General features: G+C 43.9%; 15 protein-coding genes and 1 pseudogene. 4 read left to right on the top strand and 12 right to left on the bottom strand.

Annotation, left to right across the window (positions count from 1 at the left end):
* Positions 1–393: 393 nt before the first annotated feature.
* Entirely contained in the window at positions 394–3,858 is a 3,465-nt protein-coding gene (locus tag QWY20_RS17505) for an AAA family ATPase (RefSeq protein WP_330130296.1), read from the top strand.
* Between the two features lie 508 nt (positions 3,859–4,366).
* Positions 4,367–5,104, top strand: coding sequence for a hypothetical protein (locus QWY20_RS17510; protein WP_330130297.1), 738 nt, complete (start codon positions 4,367–4,369; stop codon positions 5,102–5,104).
* Positions 5,105–5,378: 274 nt separating this feature from the next.
* Here QWY20_RS17510 and QWY20_RS17515 read toward each other — a convergent pair whose 3' ends face one another.
* The 11 genes from QWY20_RS17515 to QWY20_RS17565 form a co-directional block, all read right to left on the bottom strand.
* Positions 5,379–6,710: a hypothetical protein gene (locus tag QWY20_RS17515; RefSeq protein ID WP_330130298.1), complete on the bottom strand. Its 1,332-nt coding sequence runs from the start codon at positions 6,708–6,710 to the stop codon at positions 5,379–5,381.
* A 70-nt stretch (positions 6,711–6,780) separates the two neighbouring features.
* A complete protein-coding gene (locus QWY20_RS17520) occupies positions 6,781–8,265 on the bottom strand; it encodes a hypothetical protein (protein ID WP_330130299.1) in 1,485 nt (494 codons plus the stop codon).
* 11 nt (positions 8,266–8,276) lie between these two features.
* Positions 8,277–9,041, bottom strand: coding sequence for a hypothetical protein (locus QWY20_RS17525; protein ID WP_330130300.1), 765 nt, complete (start codon positions 9,039–9,041; stop codon positions 8,277–8,279).
* Positions 9,034–10,821, bottom strand: a complete 1,788-nt coding sequence (locus QWY20_RS17530) for a S8 family peptidase (RefSeq protein WP_330130301.1) — start codon at positions 10,819–10,821, stop codon at positions 9,034–9,036. Before QWY20_RS17530 ends, QWY20_RS17525 begins: the two co-directional genes overlap by 8 nt.
* Before the next feature lie 12 nt (positions 10,822–10,833).
* The gene (locus QWY20_RS17535; protein WP_330130302.1) at positions 10,834–11,943 is read right to left on the bottom strand and encodes a hypothetical protein; all 1,110 of its coding nucleotides are present in this window, start codon (positions 11,941–11,943) and stop codon (positions 10,834–10,836) included.
* Positions 11,944–12,248: 305 nt separating this feature from the next.
* Complete coding sequence (locus tag QWY20_RS17540) at positions 12,249–15,653, bottom strand: TM0106 family RecB-like putative nuclease (protein WP_330130310.1); 3,405 nt, start codon at positions 15,651–15,653, stop codon at positions 12,249–12,251.
* Positions 15,654–16,326: 673 nt separating this feature from the next.
* Positions 16,327–16,917, bottom strand: coding sequence for a hypothetical protein (locus QWY20_RS17545; protein WP_330130303.1), 591 nt, complete (start codon positions 16,915–16,917; stop codon positions 16,327–16,329).
* Positions 16,918–17,052: 135 nt separating this feature from the next.
* A complete protein-coding gene (locus QWY20_RS17550; protein WP_330130304.1) occupies positions 17,053–17,277 on the bottom strand; it encodes an AbrB/MazE/SpoVT family DNA-binding domain-containing protein in 225 nt (74 codons plus the stop codon).
* Between the two features lie 413 nt (positions 17,278–17,690).
* Positions 17,691–18,569, bottom strand: coding sequence for an HD domain-containing protein (locus QWY20_RS17555; RefSeq protein ID WP_330130305.1), 879 nt, complete (start codon positions 18,567–18,569; stop codon positions 17,691–17,693).
* On the bottom strand, positions 18,559–19,740 hold the full coding sequence (locus QWY20_RS17560; protein WP_330130306.1) for an Arm DNA-binding domain-containing protein: 1,182 nt from the start codon (positions 19,738–19,740) through the stop codon (positions 18,559–18,561). Before QWY20_RS17560 ends, QWY20_RS17555 begins: the two co-directional genes overlap by 11 nt.
* Positions 19,733–19,969, bottom strand: a complete 237-nt coding sequence (locus tag QWY20_RS17565) for a hypothetical protein (RefSeq protein WP_330130307.1) — start codon at positions 19,967–19,969, stop codon at positions 19,733–19,735. The genes QWY20_RS17560 and QWY20_RS17565 overlap by 8 nt, the downstream gene beginning before the upstream one ends.
* Positions 19,970–20,118: 149 nt before the next feature.
* On the opposite strand from QWY20_RS17565, the gene QWY20_RS17570 reads away from it, so the two are divergent.
* Positions 20,119–20,316 (top strand): helix-turn-helix domain-containing protein, encoded by a 198-nt coding sequence (locus QWY20_RS17570; protein WP_330130308.1) that lies wholly within the window; start codon positions 20,119–20,121, stop codon positions 20,314–20,316.
* Positions 20,317–20,333: 17 nt separating this feature from the next.
* A complete protein-coding gene (locus QWY20_RS17575; protein WP_330130309.1) occupies positions 20,334–20,549 on the top strand; it encodes a hypothetical protein in 216 nt (71 codons plus the stop codon).
* A gap of 260 nt (positions 20,550–20,809) precedes the next feature.
* On the opposite strand, the pseudogene QWY20_RS17580 reads toward QWY20_RS17575, so the two are convergent.
* Positions 20,810–21,817 (bottom strand): annotated as a pseudogene (locus QWY20_RS17580) (hypothetical protein); the annotation flags it as partial.

The following is a 21,817-nucleotide window of genomic DNA, read 5'->3' on the forward strand; positions in this document are numbered from 1 at the left end:
TAGCAGTCAACCATCAGACGATAGCAGTCAACCATCAGACGATAGCAGTCAACGATCAGACGACAGCACTCAGAATTGTCATTGTTAATTGGTTAATATTATCCTCAACGATTTAAATTGAGGTGCGTTCGTTAGCTACAGTTAAAGTTCCGAGCTACCATGCTCAAACAGGTTTTAAGTACCTGCATAGTCCATTCAACTAAAAATCAATGTTTAATTTCCCTACAGCCGTTAAACGATGCAGGGAGAATATATCCAACATCTCGATATATCCTCTTCATAATTTCACATGCTTACCTATCGTGTCAAATTTTTTTTGAGCTTTGCATCAGATGCAAAAGCTATCGTTACAGTACCTCTCAAGCAGACCAAAACACTTTGAGAGGTACTACCATGAACAAGTCCACAATCAACCATGACTACGACCCATTACAAGACGAAGACTTCAAATTTTTGGATGTTTTGGACGGTATTCCGGAACCTGCTGAGTCAGACGATAGTTTCTTTCGTGGTGGTACCCGCCCCCCCAAACAGCTAGATTGGCATAATGAATACCATGAGCGGGAGCAGGCACGACCAAACAGATTCGCCTTTGAGTTTGAGTCTCTTTTCTTATCAGAAAAAAATCCTGCTGTGGCACAGCTTACAGATCAGATAGCATTTATAACCGTGAGCCAGAGTATCCACGCAGGTATCTTTACACAGTTTCAAGTAGATGAAACGAAACTACAACTTGTTCCGTGTGATGAAACCATGATTTTGGCAGCCATCATGGGTTTACCGAAGCTTTTAGCTAGGATAGCCAGTAAAGCAGGCAAAAGTGCGGCTACTCTTATATTTCCTCAAGCAGCTCAGGAGTGCAGAAATGCGCTGAAGGATAATATTATCAAGCGCACATTTGCTATCGATGGGAAGGGTACGAACCAGACCTGGTTTTACTATGCTGCAAACATCAAGCATAGAATCATGTTTACAACAGAAGCACGTGCTCTTTTATCCTATCTCATCAAAGAGACTGAGGACGAAATCTCTCGGTTAACCATTGATGAGGATAACCTTGCTCTATTTTTCCAAGGGCGGTATCCATTTCAGTCGCAAAGTGAAGCACTTGCAGAGATATGCCGGTTTAACAGACACAAGCCATCTGTGTTTTATGTGCACCAGCAAATTCAGCAGCTCAAAAAAACCATCCAGACCCAAATCAAAGGGCAGCAAAGTGCAATTCAAGAAGTCACATCGATGATTGCCTCGGCATTTTCCAACCCGAAAAAAGGGCCTCTTGGCATAGCTACCTTTATGGGAGCCCCGGGGGCAGGAAAAACAGCACTGGCTGAAGCAATGGTAGATGGCATTAATCAGGTTTTTGCTGCGAACTACCAAAAGCTTTTGCTTAATATGGAGTTGTATACTGATGCTAGAGATGTCTCGAAGCTTTTCGGTTCTGGCTCTCAATATGTCGACTCATCTTTGGGAGATTTAACTTCTGCTGTCTCTGTACATCCTCGAACCGTTATCATCTTTGATGAGATTGAGAAAGCACATCCAGCGGTGATTCAATCTCTGCTTACACTTTTAGAAAAAGGTGAAGTCGCCGATTATACTTCCAATAAAGTGGTTGATTTTAGCCAGTGCTTGTTTGTATTCACCACCAACCTTGGGTATAAGACGAACTCTAAAGTCATTGCCAACGATACCTTATTGGATCTGAAGACACTGTTGGCGGGCGATGCTGGTAAGGCAAGTTTATCGCCAGAGTTAATTAGCCGATTGTCACGTGGGCATGTGGTATATTTTCACCCGCTAACGCCGAACGACTTACTTGAGGTTGCAGAATTAGCGGCCAGTTTTGTCCGTAGCCAGGAGAAAGCCATTAATTGGCCAGAAAACTTTGCCGAGCTAATTGTGGAGACTTTAGGAGGCAATTTGGAGCCCAGATCCATTCATGCTCAGGGCTCCAAGTTGCAACGTGCGGTTATGGAATACATTTGTACATCGTGCGATACCTTACCAACGCATCCCCGCATTGAGGTCGATATCCCTGAGGATCTTACCGATTATCAGTTTGCCGTTATCAGCACAGATAAGCAGCTGAAGGCTCGCTTCAAAAGAAAGTTCCCTAACTGCATGACGTTCAGCAGCTTATCCAAGATTGAGAAGCTCATGGATAATGCCACGATTCAAGCGGTGCTCATTCACCGACCATTGTTGGATGACGTTACCGAAATACCGGATGTGCATGAATTGAAGTTTTACAGCTTTAATATACTCTTTGAAGTGGAGTCCTTACCTAAGATTGCAGGATTAAACAAGCACTATGCCTTACCTGACTTTGGCGCTGACGCACTTGATACATTGGTGAAGCAAACAGCCAAACGCACACGTTTGCTGCGTAAAGTTAATGAATACCAGGCGCGAAATATGGCAGTGGCATTCGAGTACCAAATGCAACAACTAGGGACGACCTTCAAAGTCTCATTGGTGAACCCTCGGTATGAGGTGCTGTTCTCCCCGAAAGATTTTGAGCCTAGTTTCATGCAGCAACCTTGCATCCCAACGCTGAAGTTTGATGACTTACACGGCCTGAAAGAATTAAAGCAGCAAATGACTTTTGTGCTTAAACGCTTGCGTAATGAACACGACTTTCAGCTGGATATGCCAAAAGGTTATCTATTGGCAGGCTCGCCAGGCACAGGCAAAAGCTACTTTGCCAAAGCCGTAGCCGGTGAGTGCAAGGTGCCATTTATCCCAGTGAATTCTGCTGACTTAATGGTTGGCAATGTTGTTCAAAACATTAATCACCTATTCGATACAGCAGAACGCTATGCTCCTTGCATTCTATTTTTCGATGAGATTGATGCTATTGCAATGAGCCGAAAAGGGGCTTCGCATTTTAGTATCTCAGCAGTCAATACATTGCTAACCCGACTGGATGGCTTTAACAACAGCGAGTACCCGGTTTTCATTATGGCTGCGACCAATTCACCCTCTCAGCTGGATCCGGCAGTGATACGCTATGGGCGATTTGATAAGGTGGTCACGATCCCTGCGCCGGATTTAAGTGCCCGCAAGCAGTTTATGCGCCAATGCGCCGATGAATATGGCTTCACGCTCAGTGATCATGAGTTGGGTGAAACCGCTAAACGTTGTGGTGGTGCAACCTTTGGCTTTCTCCGTGCGATGTTTCGTGAAATTCAACTGCAGTTGATTAGCAGCGACAAATCCTTTCAGCCCAAGATGCTAAACGAACATCTGCTGACACATCAACTCGGCCAAAAGAAGCAAAGCTATACCCATGATGAGCAACAACGATTGCAGATTGCCTATCATGAAACAGGACATTACCTGCTTACTAAAAACTGGTCGCCAGATGCACACTGTGTTGCGCTTTCAATAGAAGAGTTTGAGCATGCAGGTGGGGTTACCCAGTTCGATGTTGTGAAGCAGCATAACGTGAATACTCGCGCGAGTGTCGATGCCCAATTGCAGATCTTACTTGCTGGGCGTGCAGCAGAGGAACTTTACTGCCAACATGAAGCCGATATCACTAATGGTGCATCATCGGATATTAAACGCGCCACGGAACTGGCTCGTTGCGCGCTAACGCATTGGGGGCTATCGACGTCACTAGGAATAGCCGATTTCAGCCAACTTCCTACCCTACAGGCGAGGCTGGAGTCAGAAGTGCTGCACTGGTTAGAGACAGCTTACAAAGCAAGCAAACAGCATCTGGAGCAAAACTGGGACTTGGTTGCTGCTATTGCCAATGAGCTTCACAAGAAGCAAACCCTGACACAGAGTGAGCTAGATGCGCTGACTTCGGACTGCAGGCATGGGAAAACAAGCTTGAGCATGCATTAACCTTCAAAACTAGAAATAGCCAGTGACCATGCGTTACTGGCTATTTGCTATTTCCAAATAAAAATTCACCGCCTCGTCAAAACCCTCGCCTAAGTTAAAATCAAATACACTTTCCGAAGAAAAAATTTTTATTAATTAGAACAATTGCATACGGAAATAAAATTCTCAAAAACTTCATTGAGAGCAATGAGGCTTTTGATAAATCAAGTTTCTGCTTATAGTTTATTCAACTGAGACATGATGTGAATTTGGAGAGAGTTTATGCGATTCAACAACACCAATAAATTTATACCGGCAAACTTAGATAACGCTATCCGTATTATCTGTCACGCGTATTCATTGCAGGATCACGAGGTTAGAGGTCCTCTTCACACCTGCATCGAGTTTAATACAGACACTGAGACATTTTCTACCGAGCGAATCATCAACTTTTGGTTTGACCACTGCTACTGTGATTCGATGCCGAACAACAATGATGCAGCATAAAAGACTTTTGAAGGAGCTTAATATGTCAGATACCATCGAAAGAATTTTTGTAACCTTTATCGATATCATTCACTCATCTGAGAAACTTTGGACAGAAGTTGAAATCCACCAATGCTTACATCAGCAACAGTATGATGTTTCACGCTCTCAGCTAAATAGGGATTTAAATCGCTACCATCGATATTTCCAAGTTGAGCGGCTTGATAAGTATAACTCGGATCATGCAACCCCTGTTTACAAAAGGAAAGGTAAAGATTTTAAGGCTGGCCACATGACACCTGCTGAATTTAAGCTTTTTACATTGATAAGCAACTTGCAGGATCAAGACGCGATTCAGTTGCCAATTGACTCACAGGAGTTATTGAATAAAAAACTTCAGCAACTTGAAAAGAGTAAGGTTCTTCTTTTCAAAAACACCCCTGGGCACCCGATTGTAAAGTGGAGTGAAAACCAGCACCTGCTTCACAAATACCGGTTATCACAGCAATTCAAAGAGCAGACGATGAATGATATTTCTCAGTGTATAAATGACAATAGTTCAATTACTATACAAAGGCTCCAATTTGGCAAGGTAAATACTGACACCCTAGAGGAGGTAAGTCTGTTTGAAAAGTCTGATACGTTGTACCTTAAAGGGAGGTCCGAGTTTGCAGGAGGTGTCTTTGTAGACTTTACAGTCGACAGCATTATTGTAACCAGTACAGAAGACAGTAAATCCAAAATAAAAAATGCACAAGATAACACTAAGATAAGGCGCTAAAGCTAAGGTATTTTTTACTTCATAATTTATATTTTCATAAAACAGTATTCACATGGTTTTATGACTCTTTATCTAGCAGTGTTCTCTGTCCATTTCTATATGGAGCATAAAATACTTGTTATTGAGTGGCAGCACTAAGACTTAGCGCACGGTAGATTTAAATGATTTTTCTATATGCAAAGTTAATTAACGCTGCACAACCATGATAACTTGGAAATCTGCTTACTTATATAATATTGACAATCCTCCTAAATATAACCGAACTCACAGTATTTTACGTAAAAATCTTTTCTAAGCCAGATAGGCTGAAATCATCATCGACATTAGGAAGAACAGCGTATTCGACCCCCCCATTTCTCCGCAACGTAATCTTAATTTCCAAGTTCTCCTCAAAAATATTATCTCCTTCCACATATATCTCACCGTACCTCGAAAACAATTCCAAATCAGACTCAGAAAGATCACCAAAGCGTTGGATATACTGGGATTCAGTTAGTGCCTCTCCATTATCATAACTCAATTCAGCACGAATAAACCCGTGCGCGCCTTGAGCATCAAAATAAAATGCCAAACACTCAACTGATTCTATATGTGGTTGACCATCGCTGCCGGTAAAAATATCGGAAAAACCATCGCTTTCGCGAACTAGAATATGTACTAACTTATCCTTTATGGCGAGTACACGTAATTGTTCAGAAGCATCCCCCGAAATTAGTAAGTATATTAAATCCTCAAAGTAATTTGAACGCTGCAACAGAACAGAATCTTTGTTATTTTCTTCAGTTTTACTTAAATATCCACCTGTCGCCGCCAGCCCTATAACTCCTTTTGCGATCTCTTTTTTGATACTTTCATATTTACTTGCAGATATTCGACTTATCTCAGAGCTGCAAGCGAATAAATTTTTTGCTACACCTGCCAAAGAATACTTACTTCCGCAAAAATCACTAATCAATTTCGAATAGGGCTTCGTGAAACAATAACTGTAATTATCAATGCAGCTATCACAAATATGAATTTTTACATCAAACAAGCCTGCCACATAATTCCCGCTTATCGCACCAAAGTATTTAAAATTTCGCGACGACGCGTATAAAACTCGCAGATGTTGTGGTTTTATATTCCCCCCCTGTTCAGGAGGATTGTTCTCTAAGAAATACCCTCCATTTTTGCCGCAAAATGGACAAGCAAGCTTTTCTTCTGTTTTTTTGAGATTCGACTGCTCTGCTTTAAAACTGTCACTAATCGCCTTGTCCGTCTTAGTGCCATCAAAAATAAAGTTTCCATCCTTATCTAATTCGTAAGGCGGAAACCCAAAGTACCCCAACAACTCTTTTGTTGAGCCGTGAAAATATGCCAGTCTTCTTCTGGTTTCCTCTCTTGGGATAACCAGTCTGTCACTTTTGAGTAGTTTGTATATATGAGCCTTGCTTACTTTTGATTTATCAGACAACCAATCAATCGGCCCCATAACCTTACCATTTTCATCTTTAAGATGACTTAGTGGTTGCTGCGAATAAACTTCCTTTAGTCGTCGCTGCAGCCACTCACCACAGGTGTCATGCAGTTTCCATCCCGCACCGGTATGTGTACCTTTTTTTTTCATTGCATCAGTGTCCAATAAGTAGGGCTTGCCTGCATCAGCATCAAATAAAAAATTTAATTAAGGTTGCTAACTAAGATTCAAAAACAACACCAGTCGAAAGCCAAGCCAATAGCTTAAACAGTGCCATACTCAACGGGCTTGCAGCAAGTAGCAAAGATATACATGCAGAGCCAACTCCAACAAGAACCCATAGTAAGCCTGCTTTAAACAGGGCAACTGCCGTTAGCAAAGCACCGCATAATGCCAGGATCAACAGCATAGGTAAGGTGGTGCTTAACCTAATAAGATCACCATAGGCTTGGGTATAGGCTTTAAATCGCCATAGATTTTCGGACTCCAGCAACCAATGCATAACCGTGTACTGAACCATGTTGTAGTGCCTTTCATCGATAGACTGCTGCGAGCGGTGAAACTCGCGGACCCAACGGTTTACCTGCTCATTGTCTCTTTCAGCCAACTGTGCTAGCAGTCTTACACGGGATTGAGGTGCCCCGCCCAACATCCATAATGGCGCTACCCGCTCAGCCAAATAAATAAATTCAGCTTGCTCAAGTGGAGGCATCCCTGATTGATGAAATGGCATTAAATACCGTCCTTCCAGCCCCTTTGCTTGTAAAATCTCATCGCTGTACGCACGGCGCAACGAGTCCAGCAAATTCATTTTGTTGTGTGGTGACTTTTCTAAAAACGCCAATTGTGCTGTTAGTTTTTGCCAGGCGAGATCGAGATGGCCAAAATTCTGATGATGCCTAAGGACAGCATCAATGAATGGCAAGCCATCATAGCGCTTTTCGTTCTCAAGCATCAAAATAGGTGCCAATAGCGTCAAGGTGCCGCTGTGCTTGGTTGTCGCATCACGCAATCCATTCTGAAACACAGCTCGCGTCTTTAAAGGGGACGCAGTAACATAAAACAAAGAAGTAGCTGCGGATAATGGCGCATACATGTCCGGCCCTCTTAGTTCAGACTGGGCAGAAAAATATGCATTGGCGACCAACCTGCGTACTTTTTGCTCGTCAAAGGTATCGGTTCCATGATGATAGAGTCTTGCGAATTGCTGTAGGTTAAACAACTGCTTGTGGTACAAATCGATTAATTCGTGCTGTTCTGGCTCTAACTGATTGACCAGGTACTGAATGTAGCGGCTGTAATCCGCTGGAGCAGTAGTAGGTTGGTAAAACGACCAAAAGCTTTCCTTGCTTGGCTCGGCCAGTATTCGCAATGAGCTTTGATAGGCTTTTACTCTGTACTCAGCAGGTATCAGGCTGGGTATCGTTTGAACCACTTTGTGCATGACAACGATGGTTGATAATAATGCCACAGCCCCCAATGCAACCCCACAGGTGTATCCAAGAAAGTTATTGCCTGTAAAGAGTTTAAGTTGCCAACGCAGCACCAGCACAGCAACACCAAGACCGACAGCAGCATAACCATACATCTGATAAATTTCTAAATCAGAAAAAGCGGTTAAACGGCTTTGCAACGACCACAGCACAACTACGGATTGTATTTGCAAAAACAGATAGATGATAAGTACAACTGGAAAATACCGCATGCAAAACTCCTTTATTCGGTTGGGTCGATATAAGCAACCACCAGCATTAACACAAACAGGCTGCTGCCCAGAGCATCCAACGCAATACTGAATACAAGCCACCAATCACGAAGAAATGAAATATATGTCAGGTGCTTGCTGATGAGGGCCATCACACAAATGGCAGCAACAAGCTTAAATTTCGGAGCTGCATAATGGCAAAAGCATACGATTTGCTTTTTGAGGGACACCCTGCCCCTCACGCACTCGTGAAACCACAAAGAGTGTGCGAAAACCAGAGCGCTAAGGGTATAAATCAGCACGAAAATCGCACTATTTACCACTGACACCAGCAAAATTAATGCGTAGCTTTTTGTCAAATCAACCTCTAACCGATTAAGCCACCAAGGAGCCAGCACCTGATTCAATTGGTACACCAACACATAAATTAAAGCGAAATAACAGACCGAAGCCCAAAAACACGCCTTCAACACAGCCCAAAAAGAGTTGGCTCTGGGTCGCTGCGACAGGACGGCACTTACGGCCAGATAAAACAGGACGACAGGAAACAGAATATTTCCGAGATGCCAGAACAAAGACTTCAGAATATGAATGGAGTCCTCCCTGCCGGGAAACCAAAGTTGATTAGAAACAATGGTCGACGCCTCAATAATGCACATCAACGCAGTCAGTAAAAAGACCGGAACCAGGCATGGGAAAATTCTCTCGGATTTTGCCAGCTTCATGGCTTTGGAGAATGGCAAAACCACGAAGCTCTGAGCAATGCTGTTAATCACAGGCAAAGATCCCTTGATTGTGACCATAAGCACTTAATGGGTACAACGAAGTGGTGCAGTCAGCGCCCCCTTGAGGGCAGTCTCTGAAGAAATAAACCGTGCTATCAAAGTCCAGTACATTACGTGGAAGCACGACATCTCCATCGGCAAACTCTGCAACCACATGAAGATTGGATTGCCCTACAGAGCGTGCATACAGCACATAACGACCTATCGGTGCTGTCCCGCCATGGAACTGAAGGCGAACTAAGTCACAAAAAGCAACCTTATTCCCGAAGTGCTCGATATACCAACTTTGTTCGCATGGGGTGAATGCCTTTAGTGCGGGAACGATCTGGCTTAAAGCGCCGGCCTCGGCAGCACGCAAAGACTGAATAAAATCGGCTGCGTGGATCATGCCATAACCACAGCCTTTCATGGCGCAGCGACCATCTTCATCCACCAGCGGTCGCGATGCCGCTATGGCAGCGGTTCTGAACCATTCAGGCTGCCAGTCAAGGTCAATGTCTTTCATTCCCAGTGCGACAATACCTGCAACAATTGGGCTGGCAAAGCTGGTTCCTGCCCAAAAACACACCTCTGAGCTCGTACAAAGGCCGACCACTTCACTACCAAGCGCCATGACATCAATCGCGCCATAATTACTGAAACTCGCCTTTGACGAGTTAACTGTTAAAGCACCAACAGATAGAACATGATCACACGCTGCAGGCACAAAGTTTTCAGCGTTCTCGTTGTTGTTGCCTGCGGCTGCAACGACTACAAAACCAGCGGCAACGACTTTGTTGATGGCATCCTGAAGATACTCTGGGCAGAAGTTATTCTCATTGATATAAGTTGCACCCAGGCTCAGATTAATCACACCCGGCTGCCCCTGATAAGGAAAGGACAAGTTGTCATCAAAAAATGCCGGGGCACCTGCCAACCATCTTAGCGCATCACTTACATCAAACAGTGAACCTCTCGAGCAGTTCATGACACGCAGAGCATGCAGCCTGACATCGTTAACTATACCCGTCATGCCTTGCTCATTGTTTATGGTTGCAGCAATCACACTGGCAACACCCAAGCCGTGAGGATTGCAATACTCATTGTACTCATCCTCAAAAAATAGCTCTGAGCGCTTGGCATCACCCGTGGTGACAAAAGATGCACCTGAGTAATACTCAAGATCTTCGTGAGGGTAAAAGCCAGCATCCATCACAATGACATCGATTGTGCGCTTGGGCTGTGTGATTAAGGCCCAAGCCGCCTGAATGCCATGGTTGCTTCGTTTGACTTGACCAAAGCGAACTTCAGGCTCATCCCCAAAATAAAACGTTTGCTCGTTGAAGAAAGGGTCGTTGGGAAAATCATTCTCGTTCCACGACAGAGGGGCGCTAAGAGGCGCACTCTGATCAGACTGGAAAATGATGTCCGCTTCAACACTCGCAAACCAGCCGGTTTTTTTGATGCTGTCAATCGCATGCTGCAAAGACCAGCCCTGTAAGTCCAGTTCAACCAATGAATACTGCGGTTGAACTGTAGCCATTTGCGAAGAGGCTTGTGCACGCAGCTTATGGCCCGCCTGCAACGCTGGCAAACACCACTCTCCCTGAAAGTCCGGTGTCGGTATACACCGCTCTTGTGCCCTGGAGAAACTTTGCGCATACAGCATGCCTGAAGCTTCAGTTGGTTCCTTGTGCTGAATCACGATGCGTGCCGGCTCAGTGGCATAAGCATCCAAAGCGAATACTACAACAGACATTAAAGTGGAAAAAACTGGTAATGTTTTCATCATAATGACCTCGTCTTAGTCCATGCAATCGACAGCGGATTGCAGTGTATTCAAGAAATGAAATTGCCTAGAGAAAACCCAGCCATTGCCATCATGGGAGCCCAGAGCAGGGTTTCCGATAAACTGCGATAATCTGGCTTGCTCTGTCAGATAAAATGCATCTGTAGCCAGCTCTGGTAGTAGTGAGGAAGGCAGCTTGAACTGAATTTGCTGTTGCAGCTGATTGGCCGGCCAAAGTGCAAGGAGTAGTTGCTCTTTGATCTGAGTAAGGTGCACATCAAGGGCTTTTTCATCCACCGCCTTGCTGCGATAGTCTGCCGTAATATCTAACTGCGTGAGTGAAATCAGATTGGAGGTATCAAAATCCTGGAGGGCTGATGCAAGGTGTTGAAGCTCTTGCCGATACCAGGATGATGACAGATGCCCCGCCATCTGGCCCAAGTGAAAGTATCGGTCTAATACCCACATACTCTCTTGCGCTATGGCTTCAAGACTAAAGTCTTCTCGCCATGCATCCAGCAGCTGCATCTTTAATAGTGCAGAAGTGTTTTTCAAAGCAATGCTGTGGCGCTTAACTAAGGCGCCCGCTGGTGACTGATCTTTTACCGTGAGCGTCAACTCAAGCTCGTTATCCTGAAACAGTTCATGCACCTGGATGGTGATGACTCCTTTCTCGGGCGAGTAATTAACTGTTGCAACCTCATCAGCAAGCGAAGAGCTCAAACTAATAACCGGGGTGCCATAAGGCTGATGAATCACAAAGGGAATGGTACTTTTTTCGTGCTCCGATAACGATGTGGGCACTGAACTAACAGAGAGCGTCATTATTGGCGCAAACTCTGCCACTACACGGCAATTTGCTTGCACCGAGGGAATAATAAAAGCGCTCCCCTCAAGTCGCCCACCACAGCCAGAAACCTGAATGATTTGATGGTTGGATGCCGGAGAAACACGTAATTGAGTGCTGTCGCCTTGTTTCACCTGGGTGACCGCAGGAGTAATGCTACCAGCGCCAACCGTCTCCGTGCTTATGTCAAAGGACGGCTTGGAATCACCACATGCCGCTAAAAAACCAATACCTACGCTGACAAAAGCGATCCGGACTCTCGATGTAAAATGGCTCATACACACCTCTCATCTGCCTGAACAAATTTGAAGATACATGGCCGCTTTGCATCTGATGCAAAAGCTCAAAAAGAATTGAAATTTTTTTGAGAAAGTTTTTTTTAATACTGATACCATTCTCCAAGTGACTGAAAATGACATTTGCTGTGTTTCACGCGCTTAGCAAAGCCGCTGGAGATGACTTTAAAGAAGAGTGTGAATCTGATGCGGTCTAAAATTATTTATAGCGTGTTAGTGTGCCAAGGTTGAGCTAGACCGCATACCATCTTGCGGTCAGCCTATAGATGAGTTGGTGAAACAATTGACTAATTTGCAAATTGGATAAGCTGACAAAAAGTGTTTATCTTAACTTGTTGCTGGGTATTAATTGCATAGCTATTGGCCAACTTAGGGTTACCAACAACTACAGCCAGAGATTGAGCTCTGGAGATAGCTACATTTATTCTGTTCTTATCAAATAAGAAATCCATTCCTCTTGGTGAGTCATTCGCATCGCTTGAGCACATGCTAAAAAACACAACTGGTGCTTCTTGTCCCTGAAACTTATCAACACTGCCAACTTTTGCATCAGAGCCCAATGCTTGCTTTAGTTTATTCACCTGAAAATTATAAGGTGCGATAAACAGCATATCGCTCCATCCAATGGGTCTTGTCTCACCATCCTTGCCATTGAAAGCCCTACCTAAGATCTCTTTAGCGGCAGCGACAATTGCCTCGACTTCCTCATCGCTCGCCTGAGTATTCCCATCATGTTCAACCGGAATATAAACTACTCCAGCTTCTTTTCTAATATCGCCCGAATAATCGGCAGGCACTGATATTAATTGTCGATCATTTTCAGGTGCCGAATTTAATCGTCCCTGGTAAATCGCATGACTGATAAACTCATTTACTGCTGAGTGCATTCGATACGTTGTTGCAAGGAAAACTCCTTTATCATCAGGAATAGTGGGGGTTTTATGCAGCAAATAATCAAGCGTTGATAATCCACTCTCCGCTGGATGCGTCCCTTGTACTGGTTGGCCTAACTGCATTTGATCGCCCATCAAGATGATGTTTTTAGTTGCTCGACTCATAGCAATTAGGTTTGCTATTGAAACCTGACCGGCTTCATCGATAAAAAGATAATCAAATTGCCCTTGCAAGTCTTCTCTTGAAAAACCCCAAGCGGTTGTCCCTATGACACAAGGCCGCTTTATGTGATTCACAATTTCACTATTCTTGAGGACTTCAACACCAAGCTCTTTGAGCTCCTTGTCAGTATCTTTAGTGCAGCCGAATAAAGCACTAATGTTTTGCTCATGGCAGTATTTGGCTGTACCCAGCAATAGGTTGTTGATCGCTTTATGCGAATTTGAACTGATACCTACCGTTTTACCCTGACGAAGCAGCTCGGCAATAACATGCTTTCCAGTGAACGTTTTTCCAGCGCCGGGTGGTCCTTGTATGGGTAAGTAAGAGTTTTTCAGATTAACGATGGCTGCAATAATCTGTTTTAGACGCTCTTCAGGATCATGGCTTGTGGCTATTGCCTGACCGGGTTCAATACCCTCAATCCGTGGATAATCACGTTTAAGAAAATCCAAAATCGCACATTTCCCAAGTGAGTTTGCTGCATAATCTTTGACCACGGCCTCAATAGATTTAGGTATTGGCTCAGGATGCACGTACTCATCAGGAACTAAGCTGATTATGTCAGGTGGCTCTGCTTTTGCTTGAACACTAATAATACCATCGCTTAATTTTGTATAGTCCGGTATAAGAGTTACTTTTAATGGCTCACCTTTATCGTTTTCTTCACCGAGTATATAAAAGGACTTAGTGTTAGCTAACTTAAACTCCTGATCCGGATTAAACTTATACTCATAAACTAAATTTCGCGCCCTAGCTGTTGGTTTAAAGGGCTTAGTATCAGTCCGTACGCATCCAGCGAGACAATCAATGTCATCCAGTAACTCAACATCAGTAAGCCCTAAGCGATCAAATAAACGCCAGAACACCGGCTTAGACTCGCGCCGATGGAACTCTAATGACCATGCTAAATTTTCTGTAACCGACGAATTTAGCGGATCAGTCGCCTTCTCCAATAAGGCTTGGTGTAACAATCTGTCGCGAAGATTAATTCGTTCGGATATCTCTTCAGATATTTCAGGTTCAATGACCTCGGCTTTACCAAGGTATTTAATCCCATGGTCAGCTTGCCGTGCACGCAACCAAACAACTAGTTCCTGAGTGCTATTACAGTCATCTATATTGTAATCCCTGATATCATTTAGTATTTCAGATGTCTGCCAGCTAGCACCATCAGGGTTCTGACGCCAATTATCGTACACAACAACCGAATCACCGCCTGTTCCTACCTCTGTTTCGCGCTTACCCCTATACAAATGTTCTACATTCTTAATTGAATATTTAGGTTCGCCAATCAACAAACCACTTTTAACGACCTTGTAAAGGTCAACAAAGACTTCGTTACGTAGCAACTGGTCAACCTCATGCTCACAGATACCATAGCGACTCATTAATTTCTTGCACGCAGCTATCTCATAATTAGCATAGTGGTATATATGCATTGATGGATCTTGTTGCCATCTGGCATAAGCCCAATCGATGAAACTCTTAAACGCTTGTTTTTCTTCTTCAGGTGAATGCGCCCAGAAATCTATGAACTGTCGCTCGCCATCATTATTAAAGTAAGTATTTCCCCATAGATATTCCAAGCCACCATCGACTAATGGAAAACCCTCAATATCAAAAAATACATCCAGATCTGAATGAGCAGGTAACAGCGCTAGCCCTTGCTTCTTTCCTGCGCCTGGCTGCAACACTTCATATAGCGGAGTTTCTTTGCCTTCACTGGCTTTCTGAATTTTGGCTTGGGCTTTTAAACGTGCAAAAACTGCATCATTAATTCCAGTTATCCGAACCAAGTCAGTTGCTGCCAGTGCATCCATGGTTGCAATTCCAGCGGCATTGAGCTTTTTAATTTGAGATCGAGTTATTGTCGCTACTTGAGATAAGTGATCTGTTTCTTTCAGTAACTGCTTTGCAAACCCCTCCCAATGACCAAATGACTTTGAGTCTGCCGGATCGGGCATTTCATCACTATCAAAGTTTAAATGAGCTTTCAGAAAAGATTCTCGGATGGATTCATAGTAGTAGAAGTAGTCATCAGTTCTAAGCCTTTGATGCTGACCGTCTCCAAGCACGATAACCAGGTCTTTGGAGCGACACCCTTGTATATGAGCGAGCATATCTTGATAACAACACACCTGTACGGTGAAATAGGGCTTTAGAGTTTTAGATAGTTTTGTATCCCAAACTTCATAATGATAATTGCCAAAATTACTTGCTCCCTGAACCTTAACCAGAAAGTCAGCGAAGCCACGAAAAGGTCCCATACTGAGACTGGCTTGATAAAGAATATCGGCCCCAGCCTTCATTGCAGATAGAGTAGCAGCCTCTTTATCACTCTCATTGCTTATGTCGGCAATAGATAATCCATCTGCTTTAAATTGGTCTAGCACTAAAGATTCATGTGCACCACCTTTATCCTGCAGCATGCTCATCATGGCATCTGCCGGATCACGTGCAGGCGCTTTATCAGGCGCTAGAATAGCAACGTGATCCATCCAGGAGGCAAAAGGGCTTTCTATAAATAGTGTTAAATCTGACGGTGAAAAAACAATGGAGCCATCATGTTGAAACATCATCATATTCCTCATTTTGATGCATTTACTGAGGTTTGTATTCTACAAAAAAATTTGAGATATTAATAAGCTACAGTGAATTGATGTCTTTTACAATGAGATGATGCTGAGACATTTTAGTAACTCTTGTGATGCTCTTAAACATGCGCTCTACTGATTTACTCACTTTGTTATACAGTGCTGAAATGTCTGCTTTTGGCACATTGTGACGATTCGAATTTGCAGCCTTGCACTGAGCTACTATCCATAACCGGTTATGAGTATCCCCATGCTTTTTGAGCATCTTCACCTAAGTCTCAAGTGGGTTTAACGTTTCTCCCGTTAATCCTCACTGTCGTGAGATCGTATCTCCGGAATTTTATCCTCTGAACATGCTTGCTCTGGCTTCGATGAAATTGTCGAAGTTGATGTTTCTGACTGGCTCTGCTCCGCTTTCTCTCTCTTTTCCTGCTCCAGTGCTCGGAGCAACCGCCACATCATGAACACAAATGATGCGGCTATCGTAACCAACATAGCTATTTCATAACCATTGAGCATGTTTATCTCCCTTGAGAACCACCTAAACGACCGCACTTAACCAATTAGCAGTGGTCATTAAGCAGCATAATTCGATTGAACTTGTCATTTAACAATTGGCACCTCGTGCACAGCAAAACACTTGGTGCCAATTTGGCTACTGAATGACGATTGAGTCGGTAACTTCAGTAGTAGGAAGCGGGGACACCATCTCATGCGCTTTCATAAAGAGATTTAACCAACGCACAAAAACTTCATGGACATCGCCTAAAGTACATTGCCATGGTTCGATTCTGAAACCAGATGCCAGATTGGCAACGGAGCTTTGAGGATCCGCTACCAGTTCAAAGCCCGGGCTGCTGATTTTTAATCGCTCCAGTTGTTCGGGGCTAATGCCACTAAAAGACGTACTGAACCCCAAATAGGTTGACCCTGTCTCTTCAGATGCCCATCCCCCTTTTATTTTGCTGTACACGCAAGCCTGTCCGAATGGAGTAGATAGCTCCAGTACAATACCCACCTCTGGATGCGCTGCAATTGGTTTTAAGAGGATGGCCTCCTCGGCCAAGAGCAGCAAACTAAGCACCTTTGGACTAATGGCTGCAATGGGGTCCCCATAGGTGTTGTTGATATCTGCATCAACGACCTGATGGTGGCGTAGGTACAAATAGGTACTAAAGTTTTTCATTTCTTTTTGGTGGCAAAATGCCGGTGCTGTTCTTGATTGCTTATCGGTGTTTGATGTCATGCTGTGCTCCTCTTGTTATCAGCAGAGTCATAACACCACAGTTTCGAATTCACGCCACAAAACGGGCAAGGCTATATAATGTACTATGAGCTGAACAACTCAAAGCCTATCGCAGGCCAGCATACAAGGCAGCTGTTAAAAAATGTCTGGCCGCTCGCTGAGAAAGTCGTTATCAGCCTCAGGGCTTTCACTCAAAGTTAACCAAACTTTTTTTGCTGGCGAGATCCGTAGCGACTCGCCATGTTTTTCGATGAGTACATGAGATACCCCCTCAGAGAACTCGAACACATCCGGCAAAAGAACAAACTGCCCTTGCTCATCATCAATGATAGGGGCATATATTGGAGCATCTTTGTTCATCGAAGCATTCTCTTTTGGTTAAAATTGCAGCGGTTCATTCACTGATGTTTGGCATTTAGTCTGGGTTTCACATCTTAGCGGTACTGGATGAACCACTTTAGCTGTGCCCCATATCAACAATAGCTACCAAATGACTATGCCCCCAAAGCAAATTACGCCTTGGTACCAAGGTACTTTTGTTTGGCAACCCTCATAGCGCAGTACAGAGTGACACCAATGGCCGAGAAGCCAACGGCAAGTGCAACCAGCGAATAGGTTTCAATGCTCATACATTCTCCTGCAAGGATTCAAGATCATTCATCAACCAAGCATGACACACTTTTCAAATGGCGCCATAAAATGAGCACCGCAAACCGACAACAAGCATTTGTGGCAGACTCAATGTCATGCGTTGCATGGATGTACTTTAGCCATCAAGCACTTCTGGCCATTTTCGAACTCATTTGATCTGCTAGCTGCAATGCCGGCGCTAAATAGGTTTCGGCCTTGTAACCATAGCGTGCACCGGGGCTGCTGCAAGTCCAAATATGCCGTAATAGAATGGCAGTATCAGCATGCTCGTTATCTAGCCAACGCAATGCATCCGAGCACACTTCCAGAGTCATTTCATCATGATCAACCAGCTTACCGAGTTGGCTTCTTCGCATGTTGCTTGCAAGTGTTTTGGTTTTACCGATGTCATGCAGCAATGCTGCCGTAATGAGTACATCGCGATCAAACTCATTGCAAAGCGGGAGTGAGGCGACAATCTCTGCTGTTTCTACACTGTGCTCCAACAAGCCACCCTGATAATTGTGATGATAGTTCAAGCTGGCAGGTGCAGATAAAAATGCCTGCAACACCTCACTTTGCCAGAACACACGAGTAATAAATGCTAAGAGCATTTCAGATTGGATGCCCATCAGCATCGTTAAAAACCGCTCCACGACCCACTCCGAAAGGCACCAGTTTACAGGCAGAGCTTTCCAAAATAGCGCAGGCTCCATCATGGCATTGCTAAGCCTCAACAGCTCCGGCTTCTTCGCAACAATAAACCCTGCTTGGGGGCGCATGGACAGCTCCATCGTTATCACACCATTCATAATAAATGTGTCCCAGCGGGGCGCCTCATCAAACAACAAGACCTCACGTACACCCGAGATATCTGCGACTTTAATTGACCAGTATGGCTCGCCGAGTCTGGATACCTTGGCCACGCAACCAATCAGGCGAAAGCTTCCAAAAAAGCATTGAGTCCTCTTGTTTAACGTCGTTAAACAACCAGGGAATATTGGAAGTAAATTATGCATCATGATGCACCTCCAGATGTTGGGTTACCAAACGCTCAAAAGCTGAGCCGTCCTGACGTGTCAGGTTAGGAACGTATCTGCTGTAAACACGAAAAAGCATCTCGGTTGTGGTATGCCCCATTTGCCAGGCGATCCACTCTGGATTCTCCCCTGCCGCTAACCATAAAGTGGCCGCGGTATGCCGAGTTTGGTACTGGCGACGCTTTCTGAGCTCAAGCTTCTCAAGCAAGGGGTACCATTTGCGTTTTAACAGGTTGTGCCGACACAGTGGCTTTCCTGCACTGTTGCAAAACACATAGTTACTATGTTCAGTTCGCACCTTTTGGCGGTAAAGCGCAGCTTTTACCGGTGCAGACATCGCAATCTCACGCTGGCTGCCATCGGTTTTGGTGTACTCTTCCTTACCGTTAACGATGGTTTCCCGAACCAAAATCAGCTCATTACTAAAATCAACATAGCGCCACTTAAGGCCCAAAATTTCCCCCGTGCGCATCCCAGTGAAAAAGGCGACCGTTAACAAGTCACGATACGTTGGTTCGGCATGAGCTAAAATCCTATTGATTTCATCCAGGGTGAACGGATCCACATCCGTTTTTTTCACCTTGGCTGGTTTGAGCCTTTCGATTGCGCTAAACTGAAATCGGTCGGCTGCTTCACTGAGGATCATTTGAAGAACCTTCAGATGGCGGTTGATATAATCAGCTGAGAGTGCCTTTCCATCTTCGCGACGTACTTTCCCGAGTGAGGCGCGAAATTGGAGTAATTCAGCTTTAGTGATTTGGTCGACCTTTCTATCCTTAAAGTAGGGTTTAATCCTCGTATCGAGCAATGTCCGAATGGTCGAAGCGTACGAGTCACGCCACGTAACCCGCATTTCGTCATACCAGGTATCAGCAAAATTCCCGAATAAAGGGTTATCGCCCATCCGTGTAAACTGGCGCTCGTAATTCAGTTTCTGCTCAACCTTGTCAGCATTTTTACTGTTAGGGAAATACCTACGGTACTCGAAAGTGCCTAAGGTGATTTCCGCTTCAATGCGATCAAGTAACTGCTTTAATTTTTTACGATTAGCAGCGTTGTCAGGTAAAGCCGTTTGCTCACGAAAGCGTTGATTCTTATATTTAAAATCAATGAGCAAATTCTTTGAACCCTCTCTGGTTCTGATACTAGCCATGAGCATGACCTCCGTTTGCCATTGGAATCACCAATCCCCAAGTGGGTTTAGACATATCTCGTTCAATCGCTTCCCACAGATATAAAATTTTCCTGCCACCAAACGGTCTGATGTAGTGGACCCCTTCAAGAAGCACCCTGTCTTTAAGTTGCTCCCGTATAGTTCGGGAGTCATACTTGATTAATGCAGACAGCTCACTGGACGTTAAATAAGTCGTTGCACTTTTCATGGTAAACACCTTTTTTTTGAGTTAGTCTAGATGGCATAACGCTACCCTATAAGTCAAAATGCCATTCTGAATGCAATTTAGCATCTAAAAATGGCATTTGCAAACATTTTTTGTCATTTTGGATGACATTTTGATATTTGAGGTGTAAATTGATTAAGTGTCACTTAGCCAGGTTAATGGGTGAGCACAAGCTAAAGGTTACCGATGTTGCACGAGAGACGGGGCTTAATCGAAATACGATAACCCTGCTTTATAAAGAGACTGCACAGCGCGTTGACTTTGAAACCATTGATAAACTTTGCGATTTATTTAACTGCAAAGTTGAAGATTTGTTTGAGAAACAATGAGCTTGGAGATAATGTAAATGTCTGATTCATATGAAGAGGAATTTCTCGGATATACGATTTTCGTTGAAGTCTCCGCCGATCGCTATAATCCCGCATTTAGCTGGTCTGTCTGTAAAGATAATATTGAATATGACTCTGGTTTAGCATTTTCCAAAGATTATGCAATTGCAGAGGCGGAAGCTGCTGCGACTAAATTAACCTCTGCGGGTAGAATATTGAACACCCTTGAGTAAACTTATTTATACCTCGTCCTAGTGGAAGTTAATTGACCGTATGATCAAACAACCGATCCCTATATTTGATGTTCAACGTCAACTATCTTGGCCGACCGGTTATCCTAATTGTCGCCAAACATACCGTGAGTGTCTTAAAGAGATATCAAGCAAGCCAGTGCTCGGCACCTTAATTAACTTTTCAGATAGTTAACCGTAACTCACCTGATACATAGCGTTACCTGCAAGAATAATTTTTAACTTCACGGCGCATTTGAGTACTAAATTGAAACTCTAGCGCTATTGAGAATAGATTTATTTAACGACTTGGTTAACGAACCTTTAGCAGCAAGTGCTATATTCTCGACTAACTGACTAAGGGAGTCATCCAACGTACCTATTATTTTGAAACGCTCGATAGGTATACTTACGTAACTAAGGTTAGTTCGTCCGCTAAACGAAGTTTTATGTCCACTCGTTCCGCCTTTAGCATTTTTAAGGTTCCTCAACGCTTCTCTATCTAACTTGCAAGCTACAACAAAAACATTTTTGCGCATTAAAGGATCCTGAAGCAAATAGTTAGGGCTTAACACATCAGTCCACTTGGGCTTAATCAGAATCATGTGAAGGGTGCTAATTCCACAGTCAGCTAGGTCACTCATGACATTCAATTGACCTTTATTAATACCAAAAAAAAGTTTACCATCCTTTTCAAATGGGTACTTATGTTTGACTTCAAACTGCATAAATTCACCTGAGTCCATTCTGACAATATTATCTACATCCCAGACAGCAGAGAAAAATGGGCTAATAACACAGTTCTTAAATAAGCGTGGCAATACGACTTTTTTAAATAAGCTCTCGCCATAGACGCCTTGCAGTCCACCCCAAAATGCTTCCATATAACGCTCATCATCGCTGACAATATCTTCAGGCGGCTGGTACTTAATTTCGGTCATTCTGCGTTTTTCCATCATGAAACCTTGAGCCGATCTCTCGATTTGTTTTGTTCCCCAAGACCGAAGAATAAAGTCTTTTTGGGCTTGGTCATATGTGCACCTGAGGACGTGGTAGGACTCCTGCATCAAAATATTCGTTAACTGTTCAACATCATAGTTAGGTTGGTTTATATATTGCCACAACCACCAAGCTGGCTTGCTCCATTTACCATCCGTTCCTTTATTTAAAGATTTAACCAGAGTCACAGGTAGACTGCATATACCATGAGCGACCAGCTCGCTAATAAATTGACTGAAATAACCTTCGACAATCAGCCCTTCCAGCATCTG

The organism is Alkalimonas cellulosilytica, from assembly GCF_036325985.1.
GTDB lineage: Bacteria > Pseudomonadota > Gammaproteobacteria > Enterobacterales > Alteromonadaceae > Alkalimonas > Alkalimonas cellulosilytica.